At 43.1% G+C, this 19,935-nt stretch carries 13 protein-coding genes; 3 read left to right on the top strand and 10 right to left on the bottom strand.

Going from position 1 to position 19,935, the window contains the following annotated elements; translation table 11 throughout:
- Positions 1 to 502 precede the first annotated feature (502 nt).
- The 4 genes from LC586_RS28935 to LC586_RS28920 form a co-directional block, all read right to left on the bottom strand.
- Positions 503 to 1,633, bottom strand: coding sequence for a precorrin-8X methylmutase (locus LC586_RS28935; RefSeq protein WP_229488671.1), 1,131 nt, complete (start codon positions 1,631 to 1,633; stop codon positions 503 to 505).
- Positions 1,634 to 1,723: 90 nt separating this feature from the next.
- A complete protein-coding gene (locus tag LC586_RS28930) occupies positions 1,724 to 2,347 on the bottom strand; it encodes a hypothetical protein (protein WP_229488661.1) in 624 nt (207 codons plus the stop codon).
- Between the two features lie 2 nt (positions 2,348 to 2,349).
- On the bottom strand, positions 2,350 to 2,697 hold the full coding sequence (locus LC586_RS28925; protein ID WP_229488660.1) for an STAS-like domain-containing protein: 348 nt from the start codon (positions 2,695 to 2,697) through the stop codon (positions 2,350 to 2,352).
- A 16-nt stretch (positions 2,698 to 2,713) separates the two neighbouring features.
- Complete coding sequence (locus LC586_RS28920) at positions 2,714 to 3,625, bottom strand: ATP-binding protein (RefSeq protein WP_229488659.1); 912 nt, start codon at positions 3,623 to 3,625, stop codon at positions 2,714 to 2,716.
- 289 nt (positions 3,626 to 3,914) lie between these two features.
- Between LC586_RS28920 and LC586_RS28915 the strand changes: the two genes are divergently transcribed.
- Positions 3,915 to 5,846: a heavy metal translocating P-type ATPase gene (locus tag LC586_RS28915; protein ID WP_229488658.1), complete on the top strand. Its 1,932-nt coding sequence runs from the start codon at positions 3,915 to 3,917 to the stop codon at positions 5,844 to 5,846.
- Positions 5,847 to 6,099: 253 nt separating this feature from the next.
- On the opposite strand, the gene LC586_RS28910 is transcribed toward LC586_RS28915, so the two are convergent.
- The 6 genes from LC586_RS28910 to LC586_RS28885 form a co-directional block, all read right to left on the bottom strand.
- The gene (locus LC586_RS28910; RefSeq protein WP_229488657.1) at positions 6,100 to 9,291 is read right to left on the bottom strand and encodes an efflux RND transporter permease subunit; all 3,192 of its coding nucleotides are present in this window, start codon (positions 9,289 to 9,291) and stop codon (positions 6,100 to 6,102) included.
- A gap of 136 nt (positions 9,292 to 9,427) precedes the next feature.
- Positions 9,428 to 11,011 carry an efflux RND transporter periplasmic adaptor subunit gene (locus LC586_RS28905; RefSeq protein ID WP_229488656.1) on the bottom strand — a complete coding sequence of 528 codons (1,584 nt, stop codon included), beginning with the start codon at positions 11,009 to 11,011 and terminating at the stop codon, positions 9,428 to 9,430.
- Positions 11,012 to 11,453: 442 nt separating this feature from the next.
- Complete coding sequence (locus LC586_RS28900; RefSeq protein WP_229488655.1) at positions 11,454 to 12,086, bottom strand: TetR/AcrR family transcriptional regulator; 633 nt, start codon at positions 12,084 to 12,086, stop codon at positions 11,454 to 11,456.
- A gap of 467 nt (positions 12,087 to 12,553) precedes the next feature.
- Positions 12,554 to 13,843, bottom strand: a complete 1,290-nt coding sequence (locus LC586_RS28895; protein ID WP_229488654.1) for a glycosyltransferase family 4 protein — start codon at positions 13,841 to 13,843, stop codon at positions 12,554 to 12,556.
- An 801-nt stretch (positions 13,844 to 14,644) separates the two neighbouring features.
- Positions 14,645 to 15,232: a PEP-CTERM sorting domain-containing protein gene (locus LC586_RS28890; RefSeq protein WP_229488653.1), complete on the bottom strand. Its 588-nt coding sequence runs from the start codon at positions 15,230 to 15,232 to the stop codon at positions 14,645 to 14,647.
- Between the two features lie 857 nt (positions 15,233 to 16,089).
- Positions 16,090 to 16,677: a PEP-CTERM sorting domain-containing protein gene (locus tag LC586_RS28885; protein WP_229488652.1), complete on the bottom strand. Its 588-nt coding sequence runs from the start codon at positions 16,675 to 16,677 to the stop codon at positions 16,090 to 16,092.
- 477 nt (positions 16,678 to 17,154) lie between these two features.
- Between LC586_RS28885 and glyS the strand changes: the two genes are divergently transcribed.
- Both glyS and LC586_RS28875 read left to right on the top strand, forming a co-directional pair.
- A complete protein-coding gene (gene glyS / locus LC586_RS28880) occupies positions 17,155 to 19,305 on the top strand; it encodes a glycine--tRNA ligase subunit beta (RefSeq protein WP_229488651.1) in 2,151 nt (716 codons plus the stop codon).
- A gap of 84 nt (positions 19,306 to 19,389) precedes the next feature.
- Positions 19,390 to 19,935, top strand: a 546-nt coding sequence (locus LC586_RS28875; RefSeq protein ID WP_267921741.1) for a Mur ligase family protein, incomplete at its 3' end; no start/stop codon positions are given.

The following is a 19,935-nucleotide window of genomic DNA, read 5'->3' as shown; positions in this document are numbered from 1 at the left end:
TTCGCTTGTGTAGCATGATAATTTATACTCTAATCCCTAGAGTCTGTTTACTATAAAATGTTCTAATTTAGATTGCAACTTATACCAAGGTGGTAGCTTATGGCCACAATTATGAATTATTGAATTACTAAAACTGGTAAAGTGTAGCAAATTCAATATTATTTAACAATTAGGACTTATATCATGTTCGCTTGATTACTTATTAAACCCGAAGAACCCCACCCCGCCAAAGCTACGCTTCGTCTCCCCTCCCCGCTTGCGGGGAGGGGATTAAGGGGTGGGGTGCAATGACTGTGGAAATCATAACTAATTATGCGAACATGATATTACGCAAAAAACCTTTCAAACTCTTATTCCTCCGTGTCGCGCCAGTTGCTTCAAGTCGGGGAACCGCAAGGGCGCACTGGCTTCTCTGCGTCCTCTGTGGTTCGATTTTCCGTTCCTTGTGCGTAAGTTCTGACAATATTATTTTCAGTAGTGCTGAGTACTGAGTCCTAATTGTTCAGTACTCACCGGAATCTACTGCATTTTTGAGATAACAATGACAATCTGGCTTATCAATCAATGACTCCACCAAGGCATTCAGGGCAGTAGCAGCTAAAGCGCCACCTCCCAAAGTGCCTGCAACTGTAATAAAAGGTATCTCTTGTTGCATCAGTTGTCGCTTGGCTGCGGGAGCATGGCTAAAGCCAATGGGCATTCCAATTACTAATGCGGGCTGAATTTTCTGCTTGGCAATCGCCTCACAAACTTCTACAAGTACTGAGGGAGCATAACCAACTACCAGCACACAACCCTTACTTACTTGCTGTAATTTTTCTCGCCATTCTCTATGCTCCCAAAAGGCAACTTCTGCTTCTGTGGCGGTGGTAATATGGGGATTATCAATCAAGGTTTCAATGTGGCATCCCAAGTGAAGTAATCGGGTTTGATCTAAAGCAGCAGCAACCGTTTGGGTATCGACAAGAATTTGACAGCTTGAAGATAAGGCTACTCGACTAGCTGCGATCGCACCTGGACTCAATTTAACAAAGGATACCAAACTCACATCGCCACAAGCCAAAACCAACTGAGAAATTAAGTGTTGTTCAATTTCCGAACGGTGAGACAAATCAGGTAGTAAGCGTTGTAGCGATTCTGAAAAAGCTTCCGAGTGCGTATGAATTTCGGCATCCAAGCCACTCCAGAGATTTTCCAATCCCCCCAATCCAGCTTGAGTTTCGACATCAAGTAACTTGAGTTGTGCCAAAACTTCCGCCTGCATAATTTGACAATGGCGATCGCGCCCCAATAATCCTTCTAATGCTGATGCAGTTTGTCGCAGTTGAGAAATTTGTTGCATCACCGCGCGATATTGCTGCTGGAGTTGTCCCATCAGGTTAACAGTTGTATCGGCATCTGGTTCCACCTCCAAAATATTGCGGATATGGTTTAGCTGAAACCCTTGCTGCTTCAGTGCTACAATCCGTTGAAGCCTGAGAACATCTTTTTTGGTGTAGAGACGGTAATTGCTAGGCGATCGCACTGGTTGCGGTAGCAGTCCCAATTGATGGTAATGGCGCACCATGCGCGGAGTTAAACCGCCGCCTACCAAATGCGTTAACTGCTTAATTGTTAGATCGCTACTTTTGATTTCCACGAATTATGGTCTTGATAAAGGTTAATTCTTGCCGAGGGTTTAGGAAAGGCGATCGCTTTTAACCTTGACTTTAGCCTAGTTAAACTACCTAATAGCCGATAATTTTTTCTGTATATTAGCTTTTTGGATAACGTAGTTGTTGCTCGTAAATACCTGAATACCTGGAACAACAGCATAATCCATATCATGTGTGATGATTTGAATTTTTCCTACTTCTGCTTTGCTAATAGCTTCGAGAAGTAGTAAATCGTAGCCATCAACAGCTTGACTTTGGAATCTGTTTAGTGCTGCATCTGTTGTTGCATCATCTACTGTCAGATTAACAGGAACAGCAAGCGCCTTAACCTGACTCCAAGCTGACTGAACTTCAGCAACAACATTCATTCGTTCATTTGGGTAATTATGGCGGTATTCCTTAAGTGGCAGATGACCATGAGACTGCATATAAATCTTATATTCAGTTTTCTCAATGATATGAGCAAGCTCCGCCAATATAAGTCCAGAGTAGGTTAGTGTAGCTCCATTTACAAGAGCTTGATTGAGATATGTTAGATAAATACTGAATTCGGAAGCGTTAGCACCAAACCCAGCATTTGTATACGTCTGCCAAAACCAGACGTTGGTATCTACAAGGAAAATATCACCCTGCTGCGGAGTATCAGTTTTGATGTTGATGATATCAGCTTGGATGTTGAGTTTGACCGCCATACCTAAAGAGTTGCAGCCTGCTCTGCTATCACTACATCAACCGCATTACGAAATTGCTCATCGGAATAGTAATGCTTTGCATTGGCAATCACACGCTCAAGAACATTCCACCCTTCAGAACTTATAGCGGTGAACTCAACCAGCCGATTAAGGTTATCTGCTGGAATATCCTTTAAGAGATGACCGATCGCAAAGTTGAAAAAAGGAGAAGCAAAAACCTGAACTCCATTAAAATCTAATTCTACAGGGTTGCCAGCAAGCAGAAGTGGATGAATCTGGTCGTATACCTTCTGCCCACTCTCAGCGCTGATGGCGTATTTTCCGACAAGATCAAAAATTTTGTGTGCCATTCCTCTATCTCCCTCTTTAAAATAACCGCTTCTTAAGTTGATGAGCTTCAGTTGCTAGGCAGTAGTAAGATTCATCACAGCGAAGTGCAATATTAATTAAGGTTCCTCTAAAGTTAGTACATTTGTTCTCATATATAATATTATCGCCTATGTTGACATATCCGTCATTACTAAAAATTGTAAGGTTTCCATGATTTTTTACGATGAACTCCTGCAATAAATTTAAGCCTGCGCCACGGGAGATACTGTCTTGCTTAGTGCTATTTCCAGGCTTGAACGCCCACTGTAGAGCCTCATTAGCAGTCTTGTCTAGGTTCTGAGGTAGAGAGCGAACACTACTAGGGATACCAATACCAAAGTCAATGACCGTCAGATGAAGAAAACCAAGCTTGGGGTAGTGCTGACCGCAGCTGAACACCCCCACAGCAGATTGACTATGATCAAATGCATTGAAATATATCTCTAAGACTCGCCCTGTAATTGCATCTTGTAGTCTTGGACTGATGTTGACCCAACCTTTGCCCAGCCAATTATATTTCAGGTAATCTGCAATAGCACTCATATCCTGCTGAAGATCATTCCGGTAAGGTATAGAGTTGCCATGCCAGGGTTTTGTGTCAAAACCGAAATTACACAAGAAGCCATTCTGAGCTAAGTTCATCCGAATTTTGTCTGGAACTGTATTCCAATCGAAAGCCACATCACCGCCACGAGCTTCGATAAGACGAAATAGTCCCCCCAAAAAAGCAACGCCGTAGTGTCCCAAAAATTCGCAGTAGTGAAAATCTACCTTGATATTTAAGCAATCTTGGGGTAATTGCTCAATTTCATCCCTAAGTTTGAATAACTTCTTAAAATGATGGGGATTATCATCAATCTTGGTTACATAAAGAATTAAATTTGGCTGGTTTTTAGTCTCTAACAGCAAGATAACTCCGACTATTACAGATATTTATATCTTGAACTTTAACACTGGTATCTACAAGATTTAGCACTTTTTTGCGATCGTGAAGCGTGCCAGAGGCAATCGCTTTTACCCTCTAATAATAAATTTGAAGGTTTATAAATTACCGCACCATACCCAGAATAAAACACACATTAACATAGAAAATCACTCTGCGAACCTATCCACTCTGCGTTTCAAAATCATTATAAACCTTGACATTAACATTAATGTTAAGGTTTAGCCTGAGAGAGTCCCTGTTAATTCACCTCTCATGCTCTACCCCCAACGTTTCACCCAATTCACCAGAGAACACGCAGATACCGTAGCAGCCCTTTTGTGTGGCTTATTGTTATTTCTCGGATGGTTCGCCTTGCATCTTGGCGCTTTGGGATTAGCGTTACTGTTGCTACCTGCTGCTTATGTAATTGGTGGTTACGAAAGTGCGCGGGAAGGATTGACTACTCTCTTCAAAGAAAAAGAACTCGATGTAGATTTGCTGATGATTGTGGCGGCGATTGGTGCTGCTAGTCTCGGCTTATGGCGAAGAGAATATCATCTAATTATTGATGGGGCAATTTTGATTCTCATCTTCGCTATCAGTGGCGCACTAGAAGGCTACGCCATGCAGCGAACTGAGCGGAGTATCAAGAGTTTGATGAGCCTGACACCAGATACAGCAAGGGTTTTGCTTCAGGGGAAGGAAGAGGAAATTCCTATTAGTCAGCTAAAAGTCGGTGATGAAATTGTCGTCAAACCCGGAGAGCTAATTCCTACTGATGGGATAATTTTATCTGGTTACAGCACCCTCAATCAAGCTGCAATTACAGGTGAGTCTTTACCTGTAGAGAAAACAGTGGGCGAAGAAGTATTTGCCGGCACACTCAACGGCTATGGTGCATTGCAGATTAAGGTACACAAACCAGCCCAAAGCAGTTTAATTCAGCGTGTGATTCGCTTGGTAGAACAAGCAAAGACTCAAGCTCCTCCTTCGCAAGAGTTTATCGATCGCTTTGAAAAAGGATATGCAAAAGTCATTGTAGTAGCTGGGATATTGCTGGCAACTTTACCACCATTTTTTTGGGGTTGGGATTGGGAAACGACGATTTATCGGGCGCTTACTTTCCTAGTGGTTGCTTCTCCCTGTGCGCTAATGGCTGCAATTATGCCCACCCTACTTTCAGGAATCGCCAATGGTGCAAGACAGGGGATTTTGTTTAAAAATGGGGCGCAGTTGGAGAAGATTGGCAAAGTCCGAGCGATCGCATTTGATAAAACTGGTACTCTAACAACAGGACAGGTGCAGGTATTTCAGGTAATTTCAGTTAGTGAATACACACAATTAGATGTATTAAAAGCTGCCGCTAGTGTGGAATCCTATTCAGAACATCCCATCGGTAAGGCAATTGTGCAGGCGGCTGGTGATTTGGATTGGGTTGGTGCAGTTGAAGTGCAAGCTATACCTGGACAGGGAATTTTGGGAATCGCCCAAGAACAACAGGTAATTGTGGGGAATGCCATTTTTGTGCAAAAGTATGTAACAAATTTACCTAAAGAGTTGCGAGAAATAGCTCAATCTTTAGAGCAAGAAGGTAAAACTGTGGTTTGGGTAGCGAAGAACCCCACCCCGCTTTTCGAGAGGGGAGGCGAGGTGATGGGTGTAATTGCGATCGCAGATGAAGTAAGATCGCAAGCAGCCGCAACCATTACCCGGTTAAAGAAACTGGGAGTTGAACAAATTGTCATGTTAACTGGGGATAATCAGGAAACTGCTCATAGTGTCGCCAAAGCAGTAGGAATTGATCGGGTATATGCTCAACTTTTACCAGAAGATAAGCTTGATGTTATCCGCCGTCTACAGCAAGAATATCAAACAGTTGCAATGGTGGGCGATGGAATTAATGATGCACCAGCCCTAGCGCAAGCATCTGTAGGTATAGCGATGGGAGTATCTGGTAGTGATGTGGCATTGGAAACCGCAGATATAGTACTGATGGCAGACAGGTTAGAAAAAATTGCTGTAGCGATGCATTTGGGCAGGCGATCGCAAGTCATAGTAAAACAGAATATATTCGTAGCGTTGGGTTTTATTATGTTGCTTTTGGTGGGCAACTTTCTAGGCAATATTAACCTACCCATCGGCGTCATTGGGCATGAAGGTTCTACAGTCTTAGTTACCCTCAGTGGTCTGAGATTACTGAAATAAAGCACTCTTCTCTCTTTTCTCTGTGTCCTCTGCGCCTCTGCGGTTCGGTGAAGAAGACAAGGCAGGATGCCCTCTTCCAAAGGGAGACGCCAAAGGCGATCAGCAAGAACTGCCTCTCTTGTTAAAATTTGAACTTGAAAGTAGTCTTCCCCATCTCCTCATACTACGATGTTTATAGGGCACAGGGAAGAGGGGCATAGAGGACAGGGGACAATTAATTACGAATTACGAATTACGAATTACGAATTACGAATTAATCCTCAGCGTTTGTTGAATATGCAACAGTTTTTCCATCCAAGGAAACTGCTTCCGTTTGCAGTTTTTGATGGCGATTTGGTTTGATAAAGCGCTCTGTTGTCGTCTTAATGACGATATACAAAATTGGCACTACAAACAAACTCAAGAAAGTCGCAATTAACATTCCACCAAAAACTGCTGTTCCCAAAGATTGCCGACTTCCTGCACCAGCACCTGTAGCAACAGCCAAGGGAAAAATCCCCAAAAGTGTAGAAAAGGCAGTCATCAAAATTGGACGTAACCGCTCTTGCGAAGCCTCAATTACTGCTTTGGTAATTGAAAGCCCCTGCTCTCGCAATTGGTTAGCAAATTCCACAATCAAAATAGCGTTCTTACTAGCTAAACCAATCAACATTACTAAACCAATTTGACAGTAGACATCATTAGCAAAACCTCGCATTGATTGAGCTATCAGCGCTCCAAAGATAGCTAAGGGAACTGATAACAGAATGATAAAGGGGTCAACGTAATTCTCGTATTGAGCGGCTAGTACTAAAAACACAAAGATTATTCCTAATCCAAAAATCAGGGGTGCTAAACCACCAGAATCTATTTCTTCTAATGCAGTCCCTGACCATTCGTAGCCATAACCTGCTGGTAAAACTTCTTTAGCAACTTGTTCCATTGCCTTAATAGCGTCTCCAGAACTAGAGCCAGGGGCGGCGGAACCATTAATTTCAATTGAGCGGAACAGATTGTAGTGATTTATCGTTTGCGCTCCCACAGTTTGAGTAACTGTGACTAAGTTACTCAAAGGAACCATTTGATTCTTTTGAGAACGAACGTATAGTTTGCCAATATCTTTTGGATTGGAACGAAACTGTTGATCTGCCTGGATATACACCCGGTAACTACGCTGCTGGAGATTGAAATCATTTACATATTGCGATCCCAAAGCAGTTTGTAAAGTACTGAAGACATCATCTATGGAAACTTGCAATGATTTGGCTTTATTGCGGTCTACTTCCACAAGTAATTGTGGTGTATCTGCGGCAAAAGTGCTAAATACAGCTTGTAATCCTGGTGTTTGATTGGCGCGACCTAGCAACTTACCCATCGACTGGACTAGATTTTCTAAGCCGCTGTTACCTCTGCGGTCTTGCAGTTGAAAGACAAAGCCGCCAAAGTTGCCTAAACCCTGAATTGGTGGCGGATTTACAGGAAAAACCCTAGCTTCTGGGATTGCCAATAACTTCCCTTGCAATTTGCCAATAATCGCCTGTACTGATTGATCAGGTCTTGAGCGTTCTGCCCAAGGTTTTAAAGTTGTAAAGATGATGCCGCTATTGGCGGTGCTACCACTAAAACCAAATCCTCCCACGGCGAAAGTCGCCAGCACTTCTGGAAGTGGCTGGATTTCTTTTTCTACCTGTGCCATGACATCGCTGGTATATTGCAACGAAACCCCTTGAGGCCCTTGGATGATGGTGATGAAGTAGCCTTCGTCTTCATCGGGTAGAAAGGCTGTTGGTACTGTGGTGTACAGCCAAGCAGTCATTCCCAAGGAGACGATAAACAACCCGATAATGACACTTTTGAAGCGGGTGAGAAAATTCAGCGATCGCTTATAATTATGCTGTGCCCAGTCGAGAAAGCGATTAATGTGGCCAAAAATCCAACCCAGCCAGCCTGAAGGTCTTTGTCCTTGACGCAGCAACACCCCACACAAAGAAGGTGTCAGAGTCAAAGCCAAAAAGGTCGAAATCGCAATGGAAAAGGCAATGGTAAGAGCAAATTGCTGATAAAGTGCGCCTGTGGTTCCTGGAAAAAATGCCACTGGCACAAACACCGCCATCAATACTAGTGAAGTGGCAATAACCGCGCCAAACAGTTCCGCCATTGATTCACTAGCGGCTCGGCGAGGACTTATACCTTTATCCTTAATAAAGCGGCTAATTTGCTCCACTATAACGATCGCATCGTCTACCACCATCCCAGAGCCTAAAGTTAGACCAAACAAAGTCAAACTATTCATGGAAAAGTTAAAAACTTTGACGAAGGCAAATGTCCCAATTAAGGAAAGTGGAATTGTCAACGCTGGAATTAAGGTAGTTCGCCAGTCCTGCAAAAACACAAAAATTACAATTACAACCAGCACCACCGATTCAATCAGAGTCTTGATGACTTCTGCCATCGACTCTTCTACAAAGGATGTTGTGTCAAAAGCTACCTGATATTTCAGCCCTGGGGGAAAACTCGGAGCTAATCGCACTAGTTCGGCCTTGACTCCCTTAGCCACATCCAAGGCATTACTACCAGGAACTTGATAAATCCCTAAACCGACAGCATCGTTACCACTAAATCGCAGAAATGAACTGTAGTTTTCTGCACCCAGTTCTGCTCTACCCACATCTTTGAGCTTAACTAATGTGCCATCATCTCCAGTTTTGAGGACAATTTCTTCAAATTCTGATGGTTCTGCTAATCGGCTAGCAGCACGCACATCAAGTTGATACTTCTGTCCTTCAGGAGCCGGTTCTTGTCCAATTCTCCCTGCACCAACTTGCAAGTTTTGTTCGGATAAGGCATTCGCTACATCTTTGGTCGTTAGTCCCCGATTGGCAAGGCGACTCGGATCTAACCACAGGCGCATTGCGTAGCGGCGTTCGCCAAAAATTTGAGCGTTGCTCACGCCTTTGACTCTTTTTAAAGCATCTGCTAAGTAAAGGTCGGCATAGTTGCTTAAAAATATATTGTCATATTCATTATTTTCAGCGAATAAACCAATTGCTAAGAGAATGTTGCTAGATTCTTTAGATACCCGCACTCCCGTGCGCTGCACAGAGTCTGGTAGTTGTGGTTGAGCAATAGAAACACGATTTTGCACATCCACAGCCGCAATATCTTTATCCCGCGATGAATCAAAGGTGGCTGTAATAGTGCTAGTACCATCGTTACTGCTACTGGAAGTCAGATATCTTAGTCCCTCAACCCCGTTGATTTGCCTTTCTAAGATATTTGTCACACCGCTTTCTACAACTTCTGCACTAGCTCCGCTATAGTTGGAAGTGACAGTGATTTGGGTGGGACTAATTTCTGGGAACCTAGCGATCGGAAGTGTTGCAATACTGATTAATCCTATTAAAAGGATAAAGATCGCACAGACCGACGCAAAGATTGGCCGCTTAATAAAGAAGTCAACAAACATAGTTTAAAAAATTGGGCATTGGATATTTGGCATTGGGCATTGGGTACAAGAGGCAAAAAGAGGTACTAAGGCAAAAGATTTACTGCAACTTCCCCTCTGCTCTTCTGCCCCTTTGCTCCCCTGCTCCCGTGTTCAACTAAGGCTTCCGGCTACCCACTTCTTGGGGTGCAGGAGCGATGGGAGCGCCATTGGTTAGGTTGAGAATACCGGAAACAACAATTTTGTCTCCAGCCTTTAGTCCTTCGATAACTTGATAATTATTCCCCTCAATAACTCCCAATTTCACAGGTTTTTGTTGAGCCACTAAAGATGGCGCTCCAGGTTTAGACTTTTCTGCTGGCGCTTGAGCCACAAACACAAAAGTCTCCCCACCCAAACGAGATACTGCTGTAACTGGAATTAAGATTCCTGGACGTTGGTTCCAAATCACTTTGGTTTGGACTGACTGGCGATTGATCAGTTGACTTCTAGAATTGCCAAAGTTGGCTTTAACTAAAACTGTCTGCGAATCTGAACTTGCATTTGGAGAGATGAAACTCAGCTTACCCCTTGCTGTGGTTTTGCCTTGGGCATCCAGCATTTGCACTGGTAATCCCAAGCGCAGTTTTTTGGCTTCTTCTAGGGGAACGGAAATATTCAGTTCTAAAGAGTCGTTTCTAGTCAGTGTAGTGAGCTGGTCTGCTTTTTCCACATAATCTCCCACCTTTGTTGGAATATCACCAACAATGCCAGTGAAAGGTGCAAGGACTTTTGTGTATTGCACTTGGACTTGGGCAGCTTGGACTTGGGCAGCTGCTTGAGTTACTTGCGATCGCGCTTGGGCAATTTCTTCTGGGCGGGAACCATTTTCTAGTTGCCTTAAGTTTTGTTTCTGTTGTTCTAGGGCACCAGCTAGCTCATTGATACTAGAATTTCTACTTTGGCGGAGTTGGTCTAGCCGTTTCTGGGCTACGACAAGGGCAGCTTCAGCACTTTGCTGTTCTTTGACATATCCTTCTAAGGTATCTTGAGAAACTGCACCCTCTTTTCTCAATTGTGCGTATCGCTTGGCTCGTGACTGTGCTAGTTCCACATCAGATTTAGCTGACTGAATTTGAGCCTCAGCCTGAGCAATTTCTTCTGGTTGTGATCCCGATTGGGCATCTCTAAACCGAGCTTGGGCTTGGGTTAACTGCGCTCTGGCTTGAGCAACTTCTTCTTGTCGCGTACCCGCTTGGAGTTCAGCAAGACGTGCTTGGGCTTGTTCTAGTGCGCCTTTGGCTTGTGATAATTGAGCTTGGACATCATCACTTTGCAGGCTAATAATAACTTGCCCTTGTTGAACACGGTTACCCTCTTGGATGAAAATCTGGGTTACTCGTCCTTCAACCTGTGGCTTGATAATTGCCGAACGTGGAGCTTCTAAGGAGCCAATAAACTCTGAGCTTTCCTGCACGGTTTCAGTTTGCACAGTTGCTAGCTTGACGGGAATTGCCATAGGTTGACCAGCAGCAGGCCCGCCCGGTGGTGCATTGCTAGCATTACTAGTTTGCCACCAGCGCCAACCAAAACCAACACCTGCAATTAATAGGATGATTCCCAACAGCAGGGGCCAACGCCGCTTTTGAGGTGGCTTAGGCGATCGCTCTGGCAATGGTTGCGACTCTTGACTAGAATCGTTAACAGAAGCCTGTTCTGTTTCAATGGATAGGGGAGAATCAGGGAACTCAGAATGGGACATATTCGGTTTCTCGTCTTGTGGATTTAGACTTGGGCAATCTACTCTTCGCTAAAAAAACATTGTTTGTAGGACTTACGCAGAAAACCTCTCAAACTCTTATTCCTCCGTGTCGCGCCAGTTGCTTCAAGTCTCTTAACCGCAAGGGCGCACTGGCTTCTCTGCGTCCTCTGTGGTTCGATTTTCCGTTCCTTGTGCGTAAGTCCTGGTTTGAATAGTTTTTTAACCCTTTTTTCTTGATGTTGGTGATAAATATATATTTAGGTATTTGGGCGATCGCTCACGTTGTCTAGCACCTGAAATAAATATCGTTCAGCACATTCTGGCTATTTTGTACATTACTTAGCTCAAATCATTTTCAAAGTGTAATTTATAAAACTTTTTTTAGGTAGTATCAACGCAGTGCCTTAGCTGAACAAGAAAACAGGGTTAATCTTGTTGCAGACTAATCAACTGAACCTCCTACTTCCTGCAACGGCAAAGTGCTAATACCGCGCACAAATAAATTCACACAAGTTTCCACGTAGCATTCACGACTGTACTCTAGTACGGTGGGGATATCGCTAAAACGCAAGATACCGTGAAGCAACATACCCGTGAAACTATCTACAGATGCTTTCAAATCTATATCTGAGGACACCGTGCCTTTCTCTTGATTTTTTTGCAAGTACACAACTAGCTGTTCGCGCAGCGATTTGTCAGTTTCGTATAAGATTAGATGGGCGGCTTGGGGATGTCGCTTCGCTTCCCCAATAAATGTCCGAATCAGGTCTTCATGCTCCTCTATCATCTGGTTGCAAAGCTTTGCATAATTTTTGAGGTCAATGTATAGGTCTTGAGTCCAGTCGTCGTGATGGGTTAAAGCTTCTGCCTGTAAAGCGATCGCTTCGGTAATCACAGCAGCTAGTAGTTGCTCTTTGTTCTGGAAATGACGAAATAAAGTTACCTCATTGACCGCAGCAACACGAGCAATTTCTCGCGTTGTCGCTCCAGTTAAACCTGCTGTTGCAAACACCTGAGTTGCTGCCTTGATCAAGCGTGCATGAGTTTGTGCCCTCCTTGATGCTAAGTTTTTCATGAGCGTTTGCAAGTGCTTGCTTGCATTCTAACCACATAAAAGATGAGATGAATATAAGTTACAGATGAGTTTATCGCTCTTAAGTAGTAGTGAATACTGATCTTAGGGAAGAAAAAAGTATGGAGCAATGCCAACTCTTGGAGAGGCTTGTCTGCGACACGCTGCGCGTAGCTTGCTTCGACCTACGAGTACGCCAACGTTGTTAACTCAGCTTTATTAAGTAACGTTGCAAGTTTCATCGAGTTATCCTCATCAAGAACGACGTGCAATAAACCAGTGTTCTCTAGAGTCCTATTTTTTAGCAGTCTCAACTTCCTACACTTAGGTCACCCGATCGGTTGATTTTCAACTCACCCGAATGGGTGATTTAATTTTTCCTAATTACGGTTTTGTCCTCCCAGTTGCTTAATGTTCGCTAATTAAGAAAGCATCCCATTTTTGTAAAAAATCCCCAGTATCCAGCCATATTAACCATCCACAACTGATTTCTTGGAATTTAATTTCGGCAAGTTACCTAAAGTTGATTTTCGGTTAGCAACAATATGAGAAAGCAGCCCTTCATACCGATTAAGTGCTTGCTCCAAGGAATAGTTTTCTTCGGCAAACTGTCTTCCTGCGTTACCTAACCTCGCCCCTAGAGTCGGATTAGCATATAAATCATGCACCGCAGCAGCCATTGCATCGGGTGATTCTGGCTCAACAATTATCCCACCACCACTGAGTTTGATTGCTTTTGCAGCAGTACCAGTGGCGGGAACTGAACCCACAATCGGGCGACCACTTGCCAATATGAGTGGTATTTTTGAAGGCATATTAAACGAAATCACATTGCGCTTTTGCACAATCAACCCAACATCAGATGCTGCTAGCATTTCGGGTAGTTTTTCTCGCGGCTGCAACGGTAGCAGCAAAACATTATCTGCTCCATTTAAAAGACAATATTCCTGCAACCTTTGCAATGCTATTGATTCGCCAACGATGACAAAGACAATCTCCTTGATATGACGCAAGCAAACTGCTGCTTCTATTACTGTTTCTAAACCTTGCGTTAGAGCAATATTGCCCGAATAAAGTACTACAAATTTTCCATCAAGTTGATGGCTAGATATCCAGGAATTGTTCTGTTTTGGTAAGGGGCAGATAAAATTTACATTCACCCAATTGGGAATACAAACGATTTTATTAACAGGTACTCCCTTATTCACTAAATTCTCACGAAACCCATCGGCAATAACACTAATAGTGTGTGCAGACCGATATGCAAATTTTTCTAGGGCTGCAAGAGTTCGGATCATCCACTTGTTCTTTAATAGCCCGATACGTACCGCAGCATCTGGTAGAATATCTTGCACATTTAGAACTACTGGGCAGTTGTATAACCAACCAAATATTGTTACTGGTAAAGTACCGAAAAGAGGCGGAACTGTTAAGACAATTACATCGGGGCGTCTGCCTTTAAAGGCTTGGGGTAAGCTCGTGAAAACAAAGCTCAACTCCAGCAACAGCCGATCTAGGAGATTAGGTTTAGACTTAATTCGCAGGTAACTTCGTTGAATGGTGACGCCATTTGTTTGTTCAGTTACGTACAACTTACCTCGATACTCATCGTAAATTTCGCGCTGAGGATAGTTTGGCATTCCTGTAATCACGCGCACTTGGTGACCTCGTTTTACTAGTCCTTCTGCTAATTCAGTCATTAACGGAGCAATACCAATCGGCTCTGGATGATAGTTGTAGGAATAAATCAGAATGTGCATGAGCTATTTATGAATTTTGTGAAGACAGCCGGATATAATCGGATTTATTCCTTTAATAGTCAGTATGGGCTGCTACTTTTATTAGTTATTTGAATTTATAAATTTACTTCCTTAACAGTGTATTAAACATTGTTAAGGAATTTTTTAGTGGTTTTTAAAAGAGGATTTTTATAGTGCATAAATCACTTAAAAATCAAAATATCACCTTGTGTAAATAACTTAGGCTATTAGAGGGGGTTTTAAAAGTTCCAGAAGGTATAATTTTCTGGTTTTGACTTGGATAAACTGCAACGAAAATATCAGGTTTCAGCTATTTACTGAGATGCTTCGCTGTGTTCACAATTAGAGTAAAAGACCCTTTTAAAACATCCTCTTCTAGACATAGGTTTTAGTTTCTGGTGATCGTGACAATATTTGGTCTGGTTGTTTCACAATATTTGGTCTGGTTGTTTCTGAACTAATGCCTAAATTTATACTTTGGGGATTCTACCATCATATTCAAGCTCGTGCATATAACCCGCATTACGCCCTTTAAAGTGGCACATAGTGTTTACTCATTGCACAACTTTAAGTCGTGGGGAAATCGAAGTCATTAGTTACTAGTCATTAGTGCCAATGACTAATGATTAGATCGGCGGGCGCTTATCCCGGACACCTCTCTTGAAGGTAGGGGATTCCCGCCGATTTTTGTTGATGACGAACCAATGAGGTTGAATGATAGCCGTACCAGTTCAGTGAACTAGTAGGGCTAGAATAGAGATTCAGTAAATTTGGCAAGCTTTCACTAGAAAGCCCTAATTTCTAGCAAGAGGCTTGCTTTTTCTTCAAAGATGAACCTACACCTAAGGCAGCAAATGCTAGCAAACCCAGCATAGAAGCAGGTTCAGGGACTTTGGATACCTGAATAGAACCAGAATTCTGATCTAGTGTTATTGACGTTCCCTGTTGATCTACATCCTGACGTAATCGCAAAGAGTCGCCAACCGTTCCAGAAAAGAAGTATTCTCCAATTACACCCGTTCCTCCTCCTACATTAAGGGGGCCAAACAATGTGTGAGTGGAAGTATCAAAGTTGAAAGCGAAGAAATCAGATTGTGACACTCCACCAGTAACGGTGTTATAAGTTCCAAGAGGATTATTAGATGGGTCTAAGAAGGAAACATTCAAGGATTCTAAAAAGTTGGTTGCTCCACTACCACTTTCTGAAATAATTGTAGGTGCTGTAGTTTCGTCGTAGCTAAATGAACCTATTGCTGAATAACCAGCATCACCTTGCCAGTTAAAGTTCAACTCAATAGCTTGCGCTGGGTTGTTAGCAGCAGCAACAGCAACAGTAAAAGCAGCACTGGTTGCTGCGATCACGGCGATTTTGCTGAAAATGTTTTTCATGATCATAACTCCAAAATTGATTAAAATGATGCAGATATCAGTGCATCAAACAAAACTAAGCTTACGATAGAAATATCTGTACGTAAATACCGCATAAAACTACGATAGCAAATGTAATGAATCAATGAAGATAAACACTTTTTTGTGACTTTTTTGTGAAGTTTGCTATAAAATACCGAGTTTATAGCGATGCCTTACGACAAGCCGCTTTGCGTCTACGCTCCTACCCTGCGGGAAGCCCTGACGCTCCTTTGTCGCTAACGCTACGCTATCGGGTTCGGGGGTGACGCTCCTAACGTCGCTAACGCTACGCTATCGCAAGACGCTCGTTCGCATGATTGCGTCTCCCCTTGGGAGAAGACTCGCTCTAAGCGAAGCCATGCCGAAGGCTTTACGCTGCGCTAACGACGGGAACCGCCAGACGCTCGCGGACTCGCTATCGCTACGCTATCGCTTTTAGCGTCTCCCCTTGGGAGAAAACTGCGACCCCCTCATCGCTACGCGTCTATGTATGCAATACACTCTCACCTAACTTCCATTCCTCTCTCCTAAAAGGCTAAGGTGTACACATATCTCTGTACAAAAAATCGTTATAGATTCCCCTAAATCCACGCCACTTGCTTCACTTGGGGAGACCCCAAGACCGCAGTGGCTCCCCGATAAATTGGGAGGATCAAAAGCTGATAAAGCAATGTTAGAAGACTTGTGTGTACACCGTAGCCAATGCTACAAGGGTTGGGGCTGTTCTTGTTAAGTCTGTAGGAATAATCGGGATGGGAGGTTTTTCTGAGCAATTCGCTGGCTGTTAACTTTGTTAGATGAGACGGTATTGCCTTTGAACTAGAAAGTCCTAATTTCTAGCAAGAGGCTTGCTTTTTCTTCAAAGTTGAAGCTACACCCAACCCAGCAAATGCCAGTAAACCCAACAGAGAAGCAGGTTCAGGGACTTTCGATACCTGAATAGAACCAGAATTTTGATCTAATGTTCTAAATGCTGACTGTTGATCGATATCCTGACGTAAGAACAAAGAGTCACCAACCGTTCCTTGGAAGAAATATTCTCCAATTATACCCGTCCCTCCTGCTATATCCAAGGGGCCAAACAATGTCTGAGTGGAAGTATCAAAGTTGAAAGCGAAGAAATTAGATTGTGACACTCCACCAGTAACGGTGTTATAAGTTCCCAGAGGATTATTAGATGGGTCTAAGAAGGAGACATTCAAGGACTGTAAAAAGTTGGTTGCTCCACTACCACTTTCTGAAATAATTGTAGGTGCTGTAGTTTCGTCGTAGCTAAATGAACCTATTGCTGAATAACCAGCATCACCTTGCCAGTTAAAGTTCAACTCAATAGCTTGCGCTGGGTTGTTAGCAGCAGCAACAGCAACAGTAAAAGCAGCACTAGTTGCTGCGATCGCGGCGATTTTGCTGAAAATGTTTTTCATGATCATAACTCCAAAATTTATTGAAATAATGCAAATATCAATGCATTAAACAAAACTAAGCTTACGATAGAAATATATATACGTAAATACCGCATAAAACTACGGTAGCAAATGTAATGAATCAATGAAGTGAAACACTTTTTTTGTGAAGTTTTGCATAAAATGCCAAGTTTATCTAAGTTAAAAATTTACGCAAAACATCCAAACTATAGTAAAATGTGGCGGGAGTTTGCCTAATTTTAAGAAGTTTCTGGAGCAACTTGTTGTCTGGTTAATTGAAATGGCACAAGAAGCTCGGAATACAATTATGCGTGACTTTTAAGAGTCAGTTGCTGAACAAGTCGGCATCGTAAGGGCGCAGTGGCTCAAGATTGACTTTGGACTTCCGCCTTGCAGTAGTAGTTACCTAAAAACCATGAGCGATCGCTTGAGAATAACTGATAAAGTTGAGCTACGCAAAGTTGAAAACAGTGTTATATGCCTGCGTTTCTATTAGAAGTTGGTACAGAAGAACTACCTGCAAGCTTTCTCGGTGATGCCTTAGTGCAGTGGCAGGAGCGCATTCCCCAAAGCCTGGAAGCAAATAGCCTCAAGGGCGAAAGTGTGCAGGTGTACGGTACTCCCCGGCGTCTGGCGGTAGTGATTAAAGGTCTACCATCCCAGCAACCAGACCGAGAAGAAGAAATTAAAGGGCCCCCCGCCCAAGCCGCCTTTAAAGATGGTCAGCCTACTGCTGCTGCTATCGGTTTTGCCAAAAAGCAAGGCGTGGAAATGGATGCGCTGTTCCTTCGCCCCACTGACAAAGGGGAATTTGTGTTTGTGCAAAAACGAATTCCCGGTCGTCCTGTGGCGGAAATTTTGACAGAACTTATTCCCCAGTGGATTTGGGGTTTGGAAGGTAAGCGTTTAATGCGTTGGGGAAATGGAGATGCGAGGTTTTCCCGACCAATTCGGTGGCTGGTAGCTTTGTTAGATGATACGGTGCTACCTCTAGAATTAGTGAATGGTTCTAAAACGATTCAGAGCGATCGCATTTCTCAAGGTCATCGGGTCTTACATCCTGAACCTGTGACAATTGCCCAAGCTACTGATTATCTTACCGCCCTCAAGTCTGCATCTGTCACCGTTGACCCAGAAGAACGGGCAAATATTATCAAAGAGCAAGTAAAGGCAGTAGCAGAGAATTTAGGCGGGTATACAGTAATTTACCCCGATTTGTTAGAGGAAGTAACCAATCTTGTAGAATATCCTTCTACAGTTGTTGGTAAATTTGAACCAGAATTTTTGGAATTACCAACTGAGGTAATTACTGAAGTCATGGTTACTCATCAGCGTTATTTCCCTGTATTCAAACCAGATAGTTCTGAAAAAGAATTATTGCCGAATTTTATCACCATTTCTAACGCTGATCCTAATAAATCAGATATTGTTGCCGTCGGGAATGAAAGAGTAATTCGTGCCAGATTAGCTGATGGGAGATTTTTCTACGAAGCTGATTTAACTAAGCCAATAGATAGCTTTTTACCACAATTAGAAAAAGTCACTTTCCAAGAAGAATTGGGTTCGGTGCGTACCAAGATAGATAGAGTAGTCAAGATTGCCGAGCAAATAAGCACCCAATTAGAATTAGCGGAAAATCAAAGTCAAAAAATCCAACGTGCTGCTTTATTATGTAAAGCAGATTTGGTTACTCAAATGGTGTATGAATTTCCCGAATTGCAAGGCATTATGGGAGAAAAATATGCCTTAGCCAGTGGTGAAGATGGAGAAGTAGCAAAGGCAATTTATCAACATTATTTGCCAACAGGAGCCGGTGATAATTTTCCCGAAACCCTCACAGGTCAAATTGTCGGTTTGGCAGATAGATTAGATACTTTAGTAAGTATCTTTGGTTTAGGTTTAATTCCCTCTGGCTCGTCTGATCCCTTCGCCTTGCGTCGTGCGGCTAATGCTGTAGTTAAAATTACTTGGTTTTATAATTTGCCGATAAACTTAGATGATTTATTAGCGCAAATATCCACAGACTTTGCAGCGAAATATCACAAAGATCAGGCATCATTAACCGCAGCGTTACAAGAGTTTTTCTTACAACGCATCCGCACCTTACTACAAGAAGAAAAGATTGATTACGACTTGGTAAATGCAGTTTTGGGAGAAAATGACCCAGAATACACAGAACGGGCGTTAAAAGATTTATTGGATGTACGCGATCGCGCCTTATACTTACAACAAATCCGCAACGACAGTACCTTAGATAACATCTACGAAACCGTTAACCGTTCCACACGATTAGCCGCTCAAGGTGATTTGGATACAAAACAGCTAGAACCAACAACCGTAGTTCGTCAAGAACTATTCCAAAAGCCGTCTGAGGCAGCTTTGTATAATGCCTTAATCGAATCAGTACCGCTTTCCTTAGCAGCACAGCAGACACGAAATTATCAATTGTTAGTAGCAGCACTAGCAAAAATTGCCCCTACAGTTAGTAATTTCTTTGATGGGCCAGATAGCGTTTTAGTTATGGACTCCGATCCAGAAGTTAAACGTAATCGATTGCACTTACTTGGATTAGTTCGCAATCATGCGCGTGTTTTAGCTGACTTTGGTGCGATCGTCAAAAATCTGTAGCGTAGGTCAACAAAAAGTTGTGTAATTTTTGCCAATAGACGCTACTATAGGGAGTGCTTAACCAGGGACACTCTGCTGCAATCTATGTCCAGAGCTACTGTAATTGGATTGGGAAAGTCTGGTGTTGCTGCGGCGAGATTGTTGAAACGGGAAGGTTGGGAGGTAGAGCTAAGTGATAGCAACACCTCCGAAACCCTCCTACAACAACAACAAGAACTCGCTGCCGAGCAAATAACCGTAAAACTAGGCCAATCCCTAGAATTGAATGGTGGTAATTTACCCCAATTAATAGTCGTTAGTCCTGGCGTACCTTGGGATATTCCCGTATTAATCAAGGCACGCCAATTAGGTATTGAAACCATTGGGGAAATGGAACTCGCTTGGCGAAATTTGCAATCGCTACCTTGGGTAGGAATTACTGGTACTAACGGCAAAACTACTACCACAGCTTTAATTGCTGCCATTTTTCAAGCAGCAGAATTAAATGCCTCCGCCTGCGGTAATATTGGCTACGCCGCTTGTGATGTTGCCCTATCTTACAGGGAACAGGGGACAGGGGTGGGGGGAGATGAGGGAGCAGGGGGAGATGAGGGAGCAGGGGGAGATGAGGGAGCAGGGGGAGCAGGGGGA

Source organism: Nostoc favosum CHAB5714 (assembly GCF_020829495.1).
Taxonomy (GTDB): Bacteria; Cyanobacteriota; Cyanobacteriia; order Cyanobacteriales; family Nostocaceae; genus Nostoc; species Nostoc favosum.
The sequence above is the reverse complement of the archived record's forward strand: the minus strand, read 5'-3'. Positions and strand labels throughout refer to the sequence as shown.